Source organism: Chitinophaga solisilvae, from assembly GCF_009928525.1.
Lineage (GTDB): Bacteria > Bacteroidota > Bacteroidia > Chitinophagales > Chitinophagaceae > Chitinophaga > Chitinophaga solisilvae.
The window spans coordinates 39,173-54,336 of the sequence record NZ_JAABOK010000006.1 but is presented as its reverse complement, the minus strand read 5'-3'; the positions used below and the strand labels follow the sequence as shown (position 1 = coordinate 54,336).

The 15,164-nt window shown below is 47.0% G+C and carries 15 protein-coding genes and 1 tRNA gene; 11 read left to right on the top strand and 5 right to left on the bottom strand.

The window, feature by feature from the left end:
• Positions 1-11: 11 nt before the first annotated feature.
• Positions 12-1,448 (bottom strand): LptF/LptG family permease, encoded by a 1,437-nt coding sequence (locus GWG06_RS13610; RefSeq protein ID WP_127044507.1) that lies wholly within the window; start codon positions 1,446-1,448, stop codon positions 12-14.
• A gap of 105 nt (positions 1,449-1,553) precedes the next feature.
• On the opposite strand from GWG06_RS13610, the gene GWG06_RS13605 reads away from it, so the two are divergent.
• Entirely contained in the window at positions 1,554-2,165 is a 612-nt protein-coding gene (locus GWG06_RS13605; RefSeq protein WP_127044508.1) for a hypothetical protein, read from the top strand.
• Here GWG06_RS13605 and GWG06_RS13600 read toward each other — a convergent pair.
• Positions 2,162-2,542: an START-like domain-containing protein gene (locus tag GWG06_RS13600; protein ID WP_127044509.1), complete on the bottom strand. Its 381-nt coding sequence runs from the start codon at positions 2,540-2,542 to the stop codon at positions 2,162-2,164. The genes GWG06_RS13605 and GWG06_RS13600 overlap by 4 nt on opposite strands.
• Positions 2,543-2,899: 357 nt before the next feature.
• Here GWG06_RS13600 and GWG06_RS13595 point away from each other — a divergent pair, with 357 nt between their 5' ends.
• The 9 genes from GWG06_RS13595 (at position 2,900) to GWG06_RS13555 (ending at position 10,863) form a co-directional block, all read left to right on the top strand.
• Positions 2,900-3,772 (top strand): sigma-70 family RNA polymerase sigma factor, encoded by an 873-nt coding sequence (locus GWG06_RS13595; RefSeq protein WP_211092591.1) that lies wholly within the window; start codon positions 2,900-2,902, stop codon positions 3,770-3,772.
• 164 nt (positions 3,773-3,936) lie between these two features.
• A complete protein-coding gene (ffh, locus tag GWG06_RS13590) occupies positions 3,937-5,262 on the top strand; it encodes a signal recognition particle protein (RefSeq protein ID WP_160713858.1) in 1,326 nt (441 codons plus the stop codon).
• 131 nt (positions 5,263-5,393) lie between these two features.
• A complete protein-coding gene (gene rpsP / locus GWG06_RS30925) occupies positions 5,394-5,846 on the top strand; it encodes a 30S ribosomal protein S16 (protein ID WP_127044105.1) in 453 nt (150 codons plus the stop codon).
• A gap of 94 nt (positions 5,847-5,940) precedes the next feature.
• Complete coding sequence (rimM, locus tag GWG06_RS13580) at positions 5,941-6,465, top strand: ribosome maturation factor RimM (RefSeq protein ID WP_160713857.1); 525 nt, start codon at positions 5,941-5,943, stop codon at positions 6,463-6,465.
• 18 nt (positions 6,466-6,483) lie between these two features.
• On the top strand, positions 6,484-7,155 hold the full coding sequence (gene trmD, locus GWG06_RS13575; RefSeq protein ID WP_127044103.1) for a tRNA (guanosine(37)-N1)-methyltransferase TrmD: 672 nt from the start codon (positions 6,484-6,486) through the stop codon (positions 7,153-7,155).
• A 118-nt stretch (positions 7,156-7,273) separates the two neighbouring features.
• The gene (gene rplS / locus GWG06_RS13570; RefSeq protein WP_127044102.1) at positions 7,274-7,621 is read left to right on the top strand and encodes a 50S ribosomal protein L19; all 348 of its coding nucleotides are present in this window, start codon (positions 7,274-7,276) and stop codon (positions 7,619-7,621) included.
• 166 nt (positions 7,622-7,787) lie between these two features.
• On the top strand, positions 7,788-8,054 hold the full coding sequence (locus GWG06_RS13565) for a Sec-independent protein translocase subunit TatA/TatB (RefSeq protein WP_127044101.1): 267 nt from the start codon (positions 7,788-7,790) through the stop codon (positions 8,052-8,054).
• Between the two features lie 69 nt (positions 8,055-8,123).
• Positions 8,124-9,569 carry an Asp-tRNA(Asn)/Glu-tRNA(Gln) amidotransferase subunit GatA gene (gatA, locus tag GWG06_RS13560; protein ID WP_127044100.1) on the top strand — a complete coding sequence of 482 codons (1,446 nt, stop codon included), beginning with the start codon at positions 8,124-8,126 and terminating at the stop codon, positions 9,567-9,569.
• 10 nt (positions 9,570-9,579) lie between these two features.
• A complete protein-coding gene (locus GWG06_RS13555) occupies positions 9,580-10,863 on the top strand; it encodes a lytic transglycosylase domain-containing protein (RefSeq protein ID WP_127044099.1) in 1,284 nt (427 codons plus the stop codon).
• Between the two features lie 121 nt (positions 10,864-10,984).
• Here the strand turns inward: GWG06_RS13555 and GWG06_RS13550 are convergent, their stop codons facing one another.
• From GWG06_RS13550 to gap, 3 genes are all read right to left on the bottom strand, one after another.
• A complete protein-coding gene (locus tag GWG06_RS13550) occupies positions 10,985-12,409 on the bottom strand; it encodes a cation:proton antiporter (RefSeq protein ID WP_160713856.1) in 1,425 nt (474 codons plus the stop codon).
• A gap of 140 nt (positions 12,410-12,549) precedes the next feature.
• Positions 12,550-13,740, bottom strand: coding sequence for a phosphoglycerate kinase (locus GWG06_RS13545; RefSeq protein WP_160713855.1), 1,191 nt, complete (start codon positions 13,738-13,740; stop codon positions 12,550-12,552).
• 146 nt (positions 13,741-13,886) lie between these two features.
• On the bottom strand, positions 13,887-14,903 hold the full coding sequence (gap, locus tag GWG06_RS13540) for a type I glyceraldehyde-3-phosphate dehydrogenase (RefSeq protein WP_127038640.1): 1,017 nt from the start codon (positions 14,901-14,903) through the stop codon (positions 13,887-13,889).
• 140 nt (positions 14,904-15,043) lie between these two features.
• Here gap and GWG06_RS13535 point away from each other — a divergent pair.
• Positions 15,044-15,115: transfer RNA gene (locus tag GWG06_RS13535), tRNA-Glu, on the top strand.
• The last annotated feature ends 49 nt before the right edge of the window (positions 15,116-15,164 follow it).

Below are 15,164 nucleotides of genomic sequence, written 5' to 3'. Positions count from 1 at the left end.
TTCTGTAGGTTTTAAATTGTAGGTTGTTTTTTAAATCTTTGTAAGAACTTTTTTATCTTTTGATATACACGAAAATAAAATTCTTTATTGAATAAGTTGGAATCATTCATGGCTTTGTAAATCAAAAACGCTGCAATAGGCAACAGTACGATATTTGAAAGCCACATACCTGACCAGGTAAACATCACCCCGCTTCTCGCCATCTTTTCCCCGATCATGAAAAAGATATTGAATATTACGAAGAAGATCACGGCAAACACCAGCGGTGTTCCCAGGCCTCCTTTCCTGATAATGGAGCCCAGCGGGGCGCCGATCAGGAACATGACCACACAGGCTGCAGCCAGTGTAAATTTACGCTGCCATTCCACTTTATGCATCAGGATAAGACCATGCTTATCCGTGAATTCACGGGTCGGTTGTTCCAGGGCGCTCACCGTTTCACGGGTGCTTTGTTCGGCTCTTTCGAGTACAGAACGCAGCCGGTTTTCCGGAACCATTTCTTCTATATTCTTTACTTTCAGCGGTGGCGCAGTGGCTACCCAGCCGGTATCCTTCCATTTGTAGAAGGGGAAACGGGTGGTAACGTAGGCATGCACCGTTTTACTGAACTGATTTTCCACTTTCTGAAGGGAGTCTATCGCCACATCCAGCTGCCTGATATTCAGCATCTGCTGGTTAGAGGCAAAGAGGTCCATGTTCAGCCTGTTAAAGGCAAAGGAACTGAGGTCAAATGCCTTGCTGTACTTTTTAAAACCCAGCCGCACCATATCTGCCGGAGCGCTGTAGCCGCGGTTGCCTCTTTCCTCGTATCTCCATCCGTTGTCCAGAATAAAGTACAGAAAACGTTTGTTGGCGGTCAGTACCATCTGTCCTTTTTCCGCCAGGATAATTTTTTCACCGCCGCCGGACTGATGATCAAAAATCATCACCTGGTGGATGGTCTGGTTATCCTTGTCTTTCTGCGCTACTTTGATCGTGTAGCCTGGAATATCTTTATAAAATACCCCTGCTTTTATATTAAACGCAGGTTTTGAGTTTGTAATATCATAGAGCAGTGATTTTGCCTGCAGATTGGCTACAGGAATCACATAGTTCGCAAACAGGAAGGCCAGTACACCGATGATACTGCATACCGCCAGGAGCGGCCGGATAAACCGCAGCAGCGATATACCGGACGATTTCAGGGCTACCAGCTCAAAACTTTCCCCGAGGTTACCAAAGGTCATGATGGAAGAAAGCAGCACGGCCAGCGGTAATGCCAGGGTAACCAGTGTGGCGCTGGTGTAGGCTATCAGCTGCACGATTACAATCGTATCCAGCCCTTTACCTACCAGGTCGTCCACATACTTCCACAGAAACTGCATTACCAGTACGAAAAGCGTAACAAAAAAAGTGGCAACGAACGGACCCAGAAAAGTTTTTATAATTAGTTTGTCGAGTTTTTTCACTGATAATGCTGGATTTTTGTTCCCGGGATTTCCGGAAATTGCCGTAAAGTTAGTACGAATTCACAAAGGAGTGTTAAAGCAAGGCTGAAAATACCGTTAAATTATATGGAAAATTTTGATCTGACACCGGAAGAAGCGGCCATCGTGTATTCACCAGGGGTTATTGCCCTGAAAAACAGCGCTATAGCGAAGGTGATGCAACTGATGGGACGTTTGCAGGAAACGCTGGCAGCAGCCGGCAGCCATTTCCCTTTTGAGCCGGTATGGCTGCAGCAAGGGCCTAAAATTTCCAGAGGGGAACAGTACAAGGGGCTTCCCTGGGTGATACTGGATTATCCGCGGTATTTCGGCAAAACGGATGTATTTGCCTTCCGGAGCATGTTCTGGTGGGGGCATTACTTTATCTGTACCCTGCACCTGGCGGGTAATGTCAAGGAAAGATTCGCCGGACATTTATGTAAAGGCTATGAAAAGCTGGCAGCGGCCGGATTTCAGGCGTACCTGGCAGAAGATCCCTGGGAGCATGATTTCGAAGATGGAAACTATCAGTTCATAGGCGATATGCGTTTTGAAGACTGGAAACTGATGGTTGGCCGGAATGGTTTTATTAAACTGGCAAAACCGTTTGGACTGGAGCACTGGGGAGAAATAATCACTGGAATAGCAGAGGCGTATACAACGCTTCTCAATATACTGAACGATGAAGATCAGGTTTAGTTTCCGATGCGATGGAAAAGGTCTTTCACCTGGTATTCCCAGAGCTGACTCTGATCTTTGATTTCTTTCTTGTCAGCAAAATCTTTGACAACCAGAATGGTCATGTTGGTTACTTCTGAAATCTGAATACGGAATTCAAAATATTCCTCTTTCGGAGCATGCTTCCAATGGAACCTGATGAACTCATCTTCTTCCTGTTCCAGTACCTCTGCTTCTTCTGCAGTACCATTCCAGGAAAAGGAGAATACATTATCCCTGAAATCTACCCGGTCAGCAAACCATTCCTGCAATCCGGCAGGGGTAGACAGGAACTCATACAGTATACCGGGTGAGCACCTAACCGGGAACTCCAACTCATAAAGCACTTTCTTAGACATCTCTCAAATAATTAGTAAATCAATATCATCCAGTTGCAATTATAGAAAATATTTTATTCTGTCAAAATAATTTACGGTTTTTTTTTAATTATTCTGATAAATGTTTGCACACCTTAACTATTTCATAAATATTAAAAAAATAAATAATGCAAATTATTTGTATATAGCAAATAATTTGCCGGTAACGTATCAGTGGCTATTTTCAGCAGAAAAATAAAAGGATTAAAGATCAATCGATTTTATTTTGAAATGCTTTAAAAACCCCAGAATTTTTTTGGCCGGCATCTAAAAAAAGTTATTTTTGTCAGGCATTCATCAAATCTTAACTTTTTATTAACCTGTAACTGTTCCGACTCTATGTCAATGCGCCAACTCAAAATCACTAAATCCATTACCAACAGGGAATCACAGTCCCTGGAGAAGTACTTACAGGAGATTGGGAAAGTGGATTTAATTACGCCGGAAGAAGAGGTAAATCTCGCTATCCGCATTAAGCAGGGCGATCAGAGAGCGTTGGAAAAGCTGACAAAAGCTAATCTCCGCTTTGTGGTATCCGTTGCCAAACAGTATCAGAATCAGGGGCTGTCACTCAGCGACCTGATTAACGAGGGAAACCTCGGGTTAATTAAAGCTGCTCAACGTTTTGATGAAACGCGCGGTTTTAAATTCATCTCCTACGCCGTATGGTGGATCCGCCAGTCTATTCTGCAGGCACTGGCCGAACAGTCCAGGATTGTTCGCCTCCCGCTCAACAAGGTGGGCCTCAGCAATAAGATCAGCAAGGCTTATTCCCAGCTGGAACAGGAGTTTGAAAGAGAACCATCTCCGGACGAGCTGGCTACCATCCTGGAAATCAATACCGACGAAGTAGAAGCTACCCTCGGCGTAGCGGCCCGTCACGTATCCATGGATGCCCCCTTCATCGACGGCGAAGATAATTCCCTGCTGGACGTGCTCGAAAATCCGAATGCTGTCAGCGCCGACGAAGAGCTGGATCACCACGACTCCCTCCGCAGGGAAATTGAACGCTCCCTGTCTACACTCACCGACCGCCAGAAAGACGTAATCATGCTCTACTTCGGCATCGCCGTGGAACATCCCATGTCCCTCGAAGATATCGGCGAGAAATTTGGCCTCACCCGCGAACGCGTACGCCAGATCAAAGACAAAGCCATCACGAAATTAAGAACTACGTCCAGGAGTAAGTTGCTCAGAAACTACCTGGGATAAAATTACGAATTGCGAATTGCGAATTACGAATGAGGAGCGAAGATTTAAGCGGATAAAGAATTAACTTCTTCGCTTAAATCTTCGCTCCTCATTCGTAATTCGCAATTCGTAATTCGTAATTGCGCTAAAATATTTACTTTTGCTGTCCGTTTAAAATACCAACAATGTTTGAATCATTATCAGAGAGGCTGGATTCCGCGTTTAAGCAGCTTAAAGGGGAAGGTCGTATCTCGGAAATAAATATTGCCAGTACCGTAAAGGAAATCCGCCGTGCACTGGTGGATGCCGACGTGAACTATAAAATCGCCAAGGAATTTACCGACAGGGTAAAGGAAAAGGCGATGGGAGAGAAGGTGCTGACCTCCATCTCGCCCGGACAGCTCATGGTGAAGATCGTGAAGGACGAGCTGGCCGATCTGATGGGAGGCACAGAGGCTGAGATCGATATTAAAACCAACCCGTCTGTGATACTGATCGCAGGTTTGCAGGGTTCCGGTAAAACCACCTTCTCCGGTAAACTGGCCAGCTTCCTGAAAACGAAGAAAGGCAAGAAACCCCTGCTGGTGGCAGCTGATATCTACCGCCCGGCGGCGATCGACCAGCTGAAAGTGCTGGGAGAGCAGATCGGGGTAGAGGTATACAACGAACCGGAAAACAAAAACGCTGTTCAGATTGCTGAAAATGCCATCAGACACGCGAAAGCCAATGGCAATAACATCATCATCATCGATACTGCCGGCCGTCTGGCCGTAGATGAGGTCATGATGACCGAAGTAGCCAATGTGAAAGCAGCGGTAAAGCCTCAGGAAGTACTGTTCGTGGTAGATTCCATGACCGGTCAGGATGCGGTGAATACTGCCAAGGCGTTCAACGACCGCCTGGATTTTACCGGCGTGGTGCTCACCAAACTGGACGGTGATACCCGCGGTGGTGCGGCCCTGACTATCCGCTATACCGTGGAAAAGCCGATCAAGTTCGTGAGCATGGGCGAAAAGATGGATACGCTCGACGTATTCTATCCGGAGCGTATGGCACAGCGTATCCTCGGCATGGGTGATATCACCACCCTCGTTGAGCGGGCACAGGCACAGTTCAACGAAGAACAGGCGAAAAAACTGGAGAAAAAGATCCGTCAGAACCAGTTTGACTTCGACGACTTCAAGGAACAGCTGCAGCAGATCAAAAAAATGGGTAACCTGAAAGATCTGATGGGCATGATCCCCGGCGTAGGAAAGGCCGTAAAGGACCTGGACATCAGCGATGACGCCTTCAAGGGTATTGAAGCCATGATCAATTCCATGACGCCGGCAGAGCGCGGTAATCCGGATGTGATCGACGGCAGCCGCCGCAAACGTATCGCAAAAGGAAGCGGTAAAGACATCCAGGACGTGAACCAGTTCATGAAACAGTTTGAGCAGATGCGCCAGATGATGAAGATGATGAACAAGTTCGGAGCCGGTGGCAAAGGCCTGAAAGGTATGATGAGATAATTGGTTATCAGCTAATTGAAATAAATCAAATCAGTCCGTAAATTTTTTTTGCAAATATCAATTTACGGGTTACATTTGCATCCCTAATTAAACAATATTTCCTAACTCGCAAAAAATAACTCGACTTATTTATGCCAGTAAAAATCAGACTGCAGAGACATGGCGCGAAAAAAAGGCCTTTCTATTTTATCGTAGTTGCCGACGCACGCGCCCCAAGAGATGGTAAATTCATCCAGAAAATCGGTACTTACAATCCGCTGACAGTACCTGCTTCCATCAACATCGATACTGAAAAAGCATTGCGTTGGTTGCAGAAAGGTGCTCAGCCTACCGATACTGTAAGAAGAATTCTCTCCTTCAAAGGTGTATTGTATTTGAAACACCTGTTAAGAGGTGTTACCCTGAACCTGTTCGACGAGCCTACTGCTTACCAGAAGTTCGCACAATGGCAAGCTGAACACGAACAGAAAGTATCTGCCCGCCGCGATGGTCACAGAAAAGCAAGAATTGCTGCTCCGATCGTTAGAAAGGTAGAAGATACTCCAGCTGCTCCGGCTGCTGACAACGAAGGTACAGAAGCATAAAACGGCAACGTTTTAACAATACCTGAAAAAGGAAATGTTTGCAGTCGCAAATATTTCCTTTTTTAATTTTTAACGAAACAGTAGAAAAATCAGCTTGTCCAATTATTTCAGCATAGGAAAACTGGTGTCCGCCCACGGACTGCAGGGAGAACTGCTTCTAAGGCACAGCCTGGGGAAACGGTCTGCCCTGAAAGGGGTAACCGCCATCTTCCTGGAAGAACGTAAAAACAGCTTTATACCCTATTTCCTGGAACAGGTAACGGTAAAGGACGCGGAACAGGTATATATCCGCCTGGAAGGTATTCATACCAAGGAAGCAGCACAAAAGCTGATGCCGGGACAGGTTTACCTGCAGGAGGAAGATTTCAAACAGCAGGCAGCCTCTTCTGCGCCGCTGGCCCTGCTGGGCTTTTCCGTGGAAGATGCTCACCATGGCCCCCTGGGGGTCATTGAAGAAGTGATTGAAATGCCTATGCAGGTACTGGTGAAAGTACAGATCAGCGGAAAAGAAGCCCTGTTGCCGGTAAATGAGCAGTCGCTGGTGAAGGTGGACAAGAAAAACCAGGTGGTGCACCTGGATCTGCCGGAAGGTCTGGTGGAATTATATACCGGCATCTAGTGCCAAAAGCTATTTTGAATGCGTATAGATATCATTTCAGTATTACCGGAACTGCTGGAAAGTCCGCTTTCCCATTCCATTATGAAGCGGGCGCAGGCAAAAGGATTGCTGGAGGTGCATCTGCATCCCCTCCGGTCCTATTCCACCCTGAAACACGGGCAGGTAGATGACTACCAGTTCGGAGGCGGCGCCGGCATGGTCATGATGCTGGAGCCTATTGTGAACTGTATTGAGTCTTTGCAGGCTCAGGTACAATACGATGAAATCATTTACCTTACGCCGGATGGGGAAACGCTGAACCAGAAGATGGCCAATTCGCTGTCCATGAAAGGCAATCTCCTGCTGCTGTGCGGTCACTATAAAGGAATTGATCAGCGTATCCGCGATCACTTCATCACAAAGGAGATCTCTATCGGAGATTATGTATTGTCCGGCGGGGAACTGGGGGCAGCCGTACTGGTAGACGCCATAGGGCGGCTGCTGCCGGGGGTGCTGAACGATGAAACCAGCGCCCTGTTTGATTCTTTCCAGGATAACCTGCTGGCGCCACCGGTATATACCAGGCCGGTTGATTTCCGGGGCTGGAAGGTACCGGACATTCTGTTGAGCGGTGATCACAAGAAAATCGAGGACTGGCGTCACCAGCAGGCGGTAGAAAGAACCCAGGCACGTCGTCCTGATCTGTTGTAAATTAATTACTTAGAAATGTCATTATTGGCTATGTCAGATTATCTGAAGAATTATTACCGATTAATTTGGTAAATGCCATTTCTTGACTTACTTTTGCACTCCCATAAATATTTGAAAGATGAACGCAATTTCGTTTGTTCACGAACAACTGACAGCTAACAAACAGTACCCGAAGTTTAAAGCAGGCGACAACGTCACTGTCAATTATAAAATCGTGGAAGGTAATAAAGAAAGGATTCAGTCCTTTAAAGGTGATGTGGTGAAAATCCAGGGTACAGGGTTTACTGCGTCTTTCACTGTTAGAAAAATTTCTGATGGTATTGGTGTGGAAAGACTGTTCCCGCTTTACTCTCCTAACATCGATGGTATCGTGTTAAACAAGGTGGGTAAAGTAAGAAGAGCGAAACTTTACTACCTGCGTGAACGCGCTGGTAAGAAAGCCCGTATCAAAGAAAAAAGGGTTTAGTATAAATACAGGGAAATTAGTGTTAAGCGGGGCCTTACAGGTTCCGCTTTTTTCGTGTTCTTAAAAAGGTATTAAATCTCTGTACTAAACCGGCTCAGGGGGTGAAAAAGCGGATTTTATAAGCTATCTTTGCTTGCTTATCACTTATTAATAAACTTTTGAGAAGATGACAGCTTTTGTTGCAAAATCATCGTTTTTAATTCTCCAGGATATTGGTATGTCTGAACTGCTGTTAATTGCCGTTGTGGTATTACTGCTGTTCGGCGGAAAGAAAATCCCTGAATTAATGCGTGGTCTGGGTAAAGGTATCCGTGAGTTCAATGACGCCAAGAATAACGTGCGCCAGGAAATTGAAGAAGGTATGAGAGAAAAACCTGTTCAGCCGTCTACAACAGATACATCTGCCGCAACAGACGTAAAACACAACGCATAACCTGGCTGAAATATCCCTTTACCGGAGATTTTATCCTGATTATTATTAAAAAATTTAACTGGTTTAGCTTTGACTGAAATCAGCAGTATAATCTCGTTTCATGAAGCATTATACGCCGGCAGTACAAGCTGTACGGAGAGGGTGCGTTATTACCTCAGTCGTATAGCCCAGCTAAAACATTTAAATGCCTTCCTGGAAGTATTCGAGGAGGAGGCCCTGGCCAGAGCGCGCGACCTGGATACCCGTATCAGAAGCGGTCAGCCGGTAGGTCCCCTGGCAGGAGTGGTGGTAGGTATTAAAGATGTCATCTGCTATAAAGGCCATAATGTAAGTGCTGCTTCCAACATACTGGAAGGGTTTACTTCCCTGTTTTCCGCCACTGCAGTAGAAAGGCTGCTGGCGGCAGACGCTATTATCATCGGTAATCTCAACTGCGACGAATTCGCGATGGGGTCTACCAATGAAAATTCGGCGTACGGACCGGTGCTCAACGCCCTGGATACCACCAGGGTACCCGGCGGCTCATCCGGTGGGTCGGCAGTAGCGGTACAGGCCGATTTATGTCATGTCAGCCTCGGCAGCGATACCGGTGGTTCAGTCCGCCAGCCGGCAGATTTCTGTGGCATCGTCGGACTGAAGCCTACATACGGCAGAATCTCCCGCCATGGCCTTATTGCGTATGCTTCTTCCTTTGATCAGATAGGCATATTTGGCAAGGAAATTGCAGATGTGGCGGCAGTTCTACAGGTGATCGCAGGACCGGATGAGTTCGATAGTACAGCGGCCCAAAAGGAAATTCCTGACTATCAGCAACATCTGGGACACAATAAAACCTTTAAATTTGCGTATTTAAGGGATGCATTGTACCATGAGGGGCTTGATGCGGAGATGAAGGATGCGTACATTGATCTCTTTGAAAACCTGGTGTCTACAGGCCACGCCGTTACAGGCAGAGGATTCGAGTACATCGATTATATTGTACCGGCCTATTATGTACTGACTACGGCAGAGGCATCGTCCAATCTTTCCCGCTATGATGGGGTAAAATTTGGACACCGGACACTGGAAAGGAACCTGGAACTGACAGACTTTTATAAAAAAAGCAGGTCAGAAGGGTTTGGAAAAGAGGTAAAACGTCGTATATTACTGGGGACATTTGTGCTCAGCGCTGGATATTACGACGCATATTATACTAAGGCACAACAGGTTAGAAGAATAGTTACCGAGAAACTTAACGAGATATTAGAAGAATTCGACGCCATTTTAATGCCAACGGTGCCGTCGACCGCATTTAAATTAGGGGAAAAGACAGATGACCCGATTGCCATGTACCTAGCTGATATTTACACAGTACTGGCTAATCTGGCAGGAGTTCCAGCCATATCAGTTCCTTTAAGCCGGCATTCGAACGGAATGCCATTCGGTGTGCAGATCATCACAAAGAAGTTTGACGAAGCAGCCCTACTGCAGATTGCTCATCAGCTGATGACAACCAGGAAGGCTACGATTGTTTAAAATAAATTGTATGAGAAAAATCTTTTTACTATTGCTGTTGCCAGCTGTATGTTTAGGGAGTGTGGAAGTAATGGGTAGCAACAGCGTACCTAAAGAGAGTGCGTTTCTTACCGGAGCGCCGGACACCTCCGTTGTGAGAGTGACCCGTAAGGTACATTTACCGAAGGACTCTACTATGCCTTCACCTACTACCGTTGCCGTGAAAAAAGCAGCGCAAAGCCTGCCTAACACCATCCGCAGCGCAAAGGTCTATGAACAGATCAACAATAACCTCGTTGCCGGTTATGTGAATAATTACGCTACCAGATATAGTCAGCATCTGCAGATTATGATCGAAAGGGCACAGCCTTATTTCGTGATGGTGGAGAAAATATTCCGCGAACACGGTATACCCGAGGAAATGAAATACCTGGCCGTTATCGAATCCAGCTTTAACACCAACGCCCGTTCCAGAGTAGGAGCCGTGGGCGCATGGCAGTTTATGGCCGGTACTGCCCGTATCTTCGGACTGAACGTAGGAAAGAAAGTAGATGAAAGAAAAGACTTCTATAAATCTACCCTGGCAGCCGCACAATACCTGAACCAGCTGTATGATCAGTTCGGCGACTGGTTACTGGTAGTGGCAGCCTATAACTGCGGCGCAGGCGGCGTGCAGCGTGCGATGAAAGCCAGCGGCCGCGAAGACTTCTGGGGTATGCAGTATTTCCTGCCGGCAGAATCCCGCAACCATGTTTACAAATTCATCGCTACCGGTTATATCCTCGACAGGTTCAACAACTTCTTCGGTGTAAGTGATGAACCCGGCCTGGTGGCTTCTGCTGAAGCTCCTGCTGCCATGTCAACCGCAGCGCCGGTTGCCAGAGGACCACTGACAGAAGACGAAATTTACAACACGGTAGAAATCAATGTTACCGGTAAATACAGACTGGAAGCCATTGCGAAGAAACTGGATATGCAGGTGGCTGAACTGGACCGCTTCAATCCCGGTTTCGCCAGAGCCATGGCCAGTCCTGAAAATAACTATGACCTGCGCATCCCGAAAGATAAGATGAAGCAGTTCATGGCAGAGAAAGACGAAATGCTGAAAGAATCGGTACAGCTGACATTGGATGATAAAGCTGTAGGCGTAGACAAATCCAAATTCCCGCCGCCGGTGAAAGTGCCTGAGAAGAGCACCGTAGCCAAAAAAGCACCATCTTCCTCTTCTGCCAAAAAACATACTTACAGCAAAAAGCGTCATACTGCTACTGTAAAGAAAACAAGCAAGAAGAAAAAAGCTACCCGCAAAAAATAAGAGATCCATTTAATCATTTGAGATTTGAGATTTGTATAAATAATTGAAGCCCTCCGGACTGTCCGGAGGGCTTCAATTATTTATACAAATCTCAAATCTCAAATCTCAAATAATCAAATAATTAAATAACAGAAAGCGTTTTTCTTCTTTCACTAAGTTCTACCAGATCCAGCAGAGGGCCTGTCATGAAAGTGGTGGCCAGCGCCATCAGTACCAGCATGGCGAATATTTCAGGGGAAAGAATGCCGAGGTCGTAGCCGATATTAAGTACTACCAGTTCCATGAGGCCGCGGGTATTCATGAGTGCGCCGATAGCGGTGGCTTGTCTCCATGACTGCCCCATCAACCTGGCGGTTATAGTGCTGCCGCCGAATTTTCCGGCCACAGCCACCAGCATAATCATTCCGCAAACCGCCCAGAGATGGCCTTGGGTCAGCAATCCGATCTGTGTTCGCAGGCCGGTGAATACAAAGAATATAGGGAGTAACAATATAACGCTGATATCTTCCACTTTATCTGTCAGTAACTGACGGAGGCTGACATCTGCGGGCATGATTACACCTGCGAGGAAAGCGCCGAACAAGGCATGGATACCGATTACTTCTGCCACCAGTGCGGAGAGCAGCAGCGTGAAAAACACGGTGGAGATAGCTGCTTTCTGTTTACCCCTGCCGGTTTGTATGGCCAGTCTTCTTTTCAGCCACGGGCGAATCATCAGGAGCATGAAGACAACAAATACCAGCGCGAGTGTAATGGTAATCACAGCTGTTACCAGTCCGCCGGACTTAACTATGGCGACCACTACAGCGAGTATGCACCAGGCGGTAATGTCATCTGCAGCTGCACAGGTAATGGCCATTGTTCCCAGCGGCGTGCCGGTCAGTTTTCTTTCCTGAACAATACGTGCCAGCACCGGGAAGGCGGTAATGCTCATCGCAATGCCCATAAACAGCGCAAATGCCAGGAAACTGACCTGCGCAGGAGCGAAGTCCGTATAAAGATAATATGCCAGCCATACGCCTAAAAAGAAGGGAATAATAATACTGGCATGACTGATCATAACGGCATCATGGGCTTTATTCCTGATTTTGCTGAGGTCCAGTTCCATGCCTACAATAAACATGAAGAAGGCCAGGCCGATCTGGCTGAGGAACTGCAGGGTTTTGAGTGAGTCCGGGGGGAAGAGGAAAGCGGAGACGGACGGTGTCAGCCAGCCCAGGAGGGAGGGGCCTAACAGCACGCCGGCAATGATTTCGCCGACTACTGCAGGCTGCCTCACTTTATTGGCCAATATACCAAACAGCCGGGCTACCAGCATAATTACTATAATCTGTAATAACAAAAGGCTGAGCGGATGTCTGAGGTTATCCAGGTATTGCCACCAGGAGTTATCTGAGTTTGCAGCTGCATGCGTAACAGTAACAGCAGGTTGAGTTGCACTGGCAGCCTGCTTCACGGGAAGCGACTGGCCCTGCCGGAGAATAATCCATATCAGCACGGCAAAAACACCCATGATGAGCGGATAGAGCAACAGTTTCTTTTTCATAACAGAAAATAAATTTTTATTTTATTATTTTCTCATTTGAGATTTGGTTATTTAAAATGCAGCGAAGATCTAAGCAAACAATGAAATATGCTTAGATCTTCGCTGCATTTTAAATAACCAAATCTCAAATGAGAAAATAACTAAATGGCCGCGATGCCTGGTAATTCTTTGCCTTCGAAGAATTCGAGCATGGCGCCACCGCCGGTGGATACATAGCTTACTTTTTCTGCCAGGCCGAACTGGTTAACGGCAGCAACGGAGTCGCCGCCGCCTACCAGGGAAAATGCGCCTCCGGCAGTAGCTGCTACGATGGCATCGGCTACGCCTTTAGTACCTTTCTGGAAGGCTTCCATTTCAAAAACGCCCATAGGACCGTTCCACAGAATGGTTTTAGATTCGCTGATGGTTTGGCTGAAAAGCTCTACAGAAGCGGGTCCTATGTCGAGGCCCATCCATCCTGCGGGGATATTGTCGTTGGTAACTACCTGTGTGTTGGCGTCCGCAGCAAATTTATCAGCAGCAACGGAATCTACCGGTAATATCAGTTGAACGCCTTTCTGTCTTGCTTTCTGGAGCAGGTCATTAGCGAGGTCGAGTTTATCATTTTCGCAGAGGGAGTTACCGATTTCATTGCCCTGGGCTTTGAGGAAGGTGTAAGCCATACCGCCGCCGATGATGATGTTGTTGGCGCGGTCCATCAGTGTTTCGATAATCAGTATTTTATCGCTCACTTTTGCGCCGCCGAGAATGGCGGTGAAAGGGCGTTCTGCGTTGTTGAGTACTTTTTCAGCGTTGTTTACTTCTGCTTCCATGAGGTAGCCGAACATACGGTTTTCCGGCGCAAAGAACTGAGCGATAACTGCTGTGGAAGCGTGTGCGCGGTGTGCGGTACCGAAGGCGTCGTTTACGTAAACGTTACCCAGTGTGGAAAGCTGTTCTGCGAAAGCGGTATCGCCTTTCTCTTCTGCTTTGTGGAAGCGGAGGTTTTCCAGGAGCAGTACTTCGCCCATTTGAAGGTCTGCTGCTGCTTTTTCGGCAACGGGGCCAACGCAGTCTTCTGCAAACTTCACGGTAGCACCGTTCAGCAGGGAGATGAGGTGATATACGAGATGTTTTAAAGAGTATTTGTCAGCAGGACCATCTTTCGGGCGGCCCAGATGGGACATGAGAATGACAGCGCCGCCATCCTGGAGAATTTTTTTGATGGTAGGAACGGCTGCGCGCATGCGGGTATCGTCCGTGATTTCCAGTTTATCGTTCAGCGGCACGTTGAAATCCACGCGTACAAGGGCTTTGCGTCCGTTGAAGTTGTAGTCGGAGAATTTGCTCATAAAAAGCGATTTAAGATGGAGGGTTTAATCAATAAAAAAACCGCGGACCAACAGCACAAAGCAAGTGTTCAACCGAGTATGCTATGGTGTAGTTGTTCCGCGGAATTAAAAAAAGTATCCCGGTATTGCTACCGGGATGGTAGTAGTTATTTGCTGATCTGACCGGCGAAGTACTTTACAGTACGTACCAGCTGAGATACATAGCTCATTTCGTTATCGTACCAGGATACGGTTTTAACCATCTGGTGATCGCCTACAGTCAGTACTCTTGTCTGAGTAGCATCGAACAGGGAACCGTAGTGGATACCGATTACATCGGAGCTTACGATTTCATCTTCAGTGTAACCGAAAGATTCGTTGGCGGCTGCTTTCATAGCTGCGTTTACTTCTTCAGCAGTTACTTTCTTATTCAGGATGGTAGTGAGTTCTGTCAGGGAGCCGGTGATGGTTGGAACACGCTGGGCGCTGCCATCGAGTTTACCTTTCAGTTCAGGCAGTACCAGGCCGATCGCTTTAGCAGCGCCGGTGCTGTTGGGAACGATGTTCGCAGCGGCAGCGCGGGCACGGCGCAGGTCACCTTTCGGATGCGGAGCATCCAGGGTGTTCTGGTCGTTGGTGTAAGCGTGAACGGTGGTCATTAAACCGGAAGCGATACCAAAGGTATCCTGCAGTACTTTCGCCATGGGAGCGAGACAGTTGGTGGTGCAGGAAGCGCAGGAGATAACGGTTTCGCTACCATCCAGCAGCTCATGGTTTACGTTGAACACGATGGTTTTCAGATCTCCGGTAGCAGGAGCGGAGATCACTACTCTTTTAGCGCCGGCAGTCAGGTGAGCAGATGCTTTGTCTTTATCAGCAAAGAAACCGGTACACTCGATAACTACATCGATGTCGTGTTCTTTCCATGGAATCTGAGACGGATCTTTTTGTGCATATATCTTCACATCTTCACCGTTCACATTAATTGCATTTTCAGAATGTTTAACTTCTGCATCAAACCTACCCTGTGCGGAATCATATTTCAGCAAATGCGCCAGCACGGCCGGGCTGGTCAGGTCATTGATAGCTACCACATCAATGCCGGGCATTTTGTAAATCTGGCGGTATACCAAACGGCCAATACGACCGAAACCATTAATACCAATTTTGAGAGTAGTTCCCATTTTACATCGTGATTTGAGTATGAAAAAATCGAGAGCGAATTTACAATCAATACCCTTATTAATCAAGGTATTTTTAAGTTATGAAATTTTTTTTTGGAAATATCAGAAAAGGTTATACATTTGCAATCCCAAAACGATCCGCCGCGTTGGTCAAGGGGTTAAGACGCCTCCCTTTCACGGAGGAATCACGGGTTCGATTCCCGTACGTGGTACAAGAAAAAAGGACTTCTGCAAAGAAGTCCTTTTTTTATTTCCCGGAAA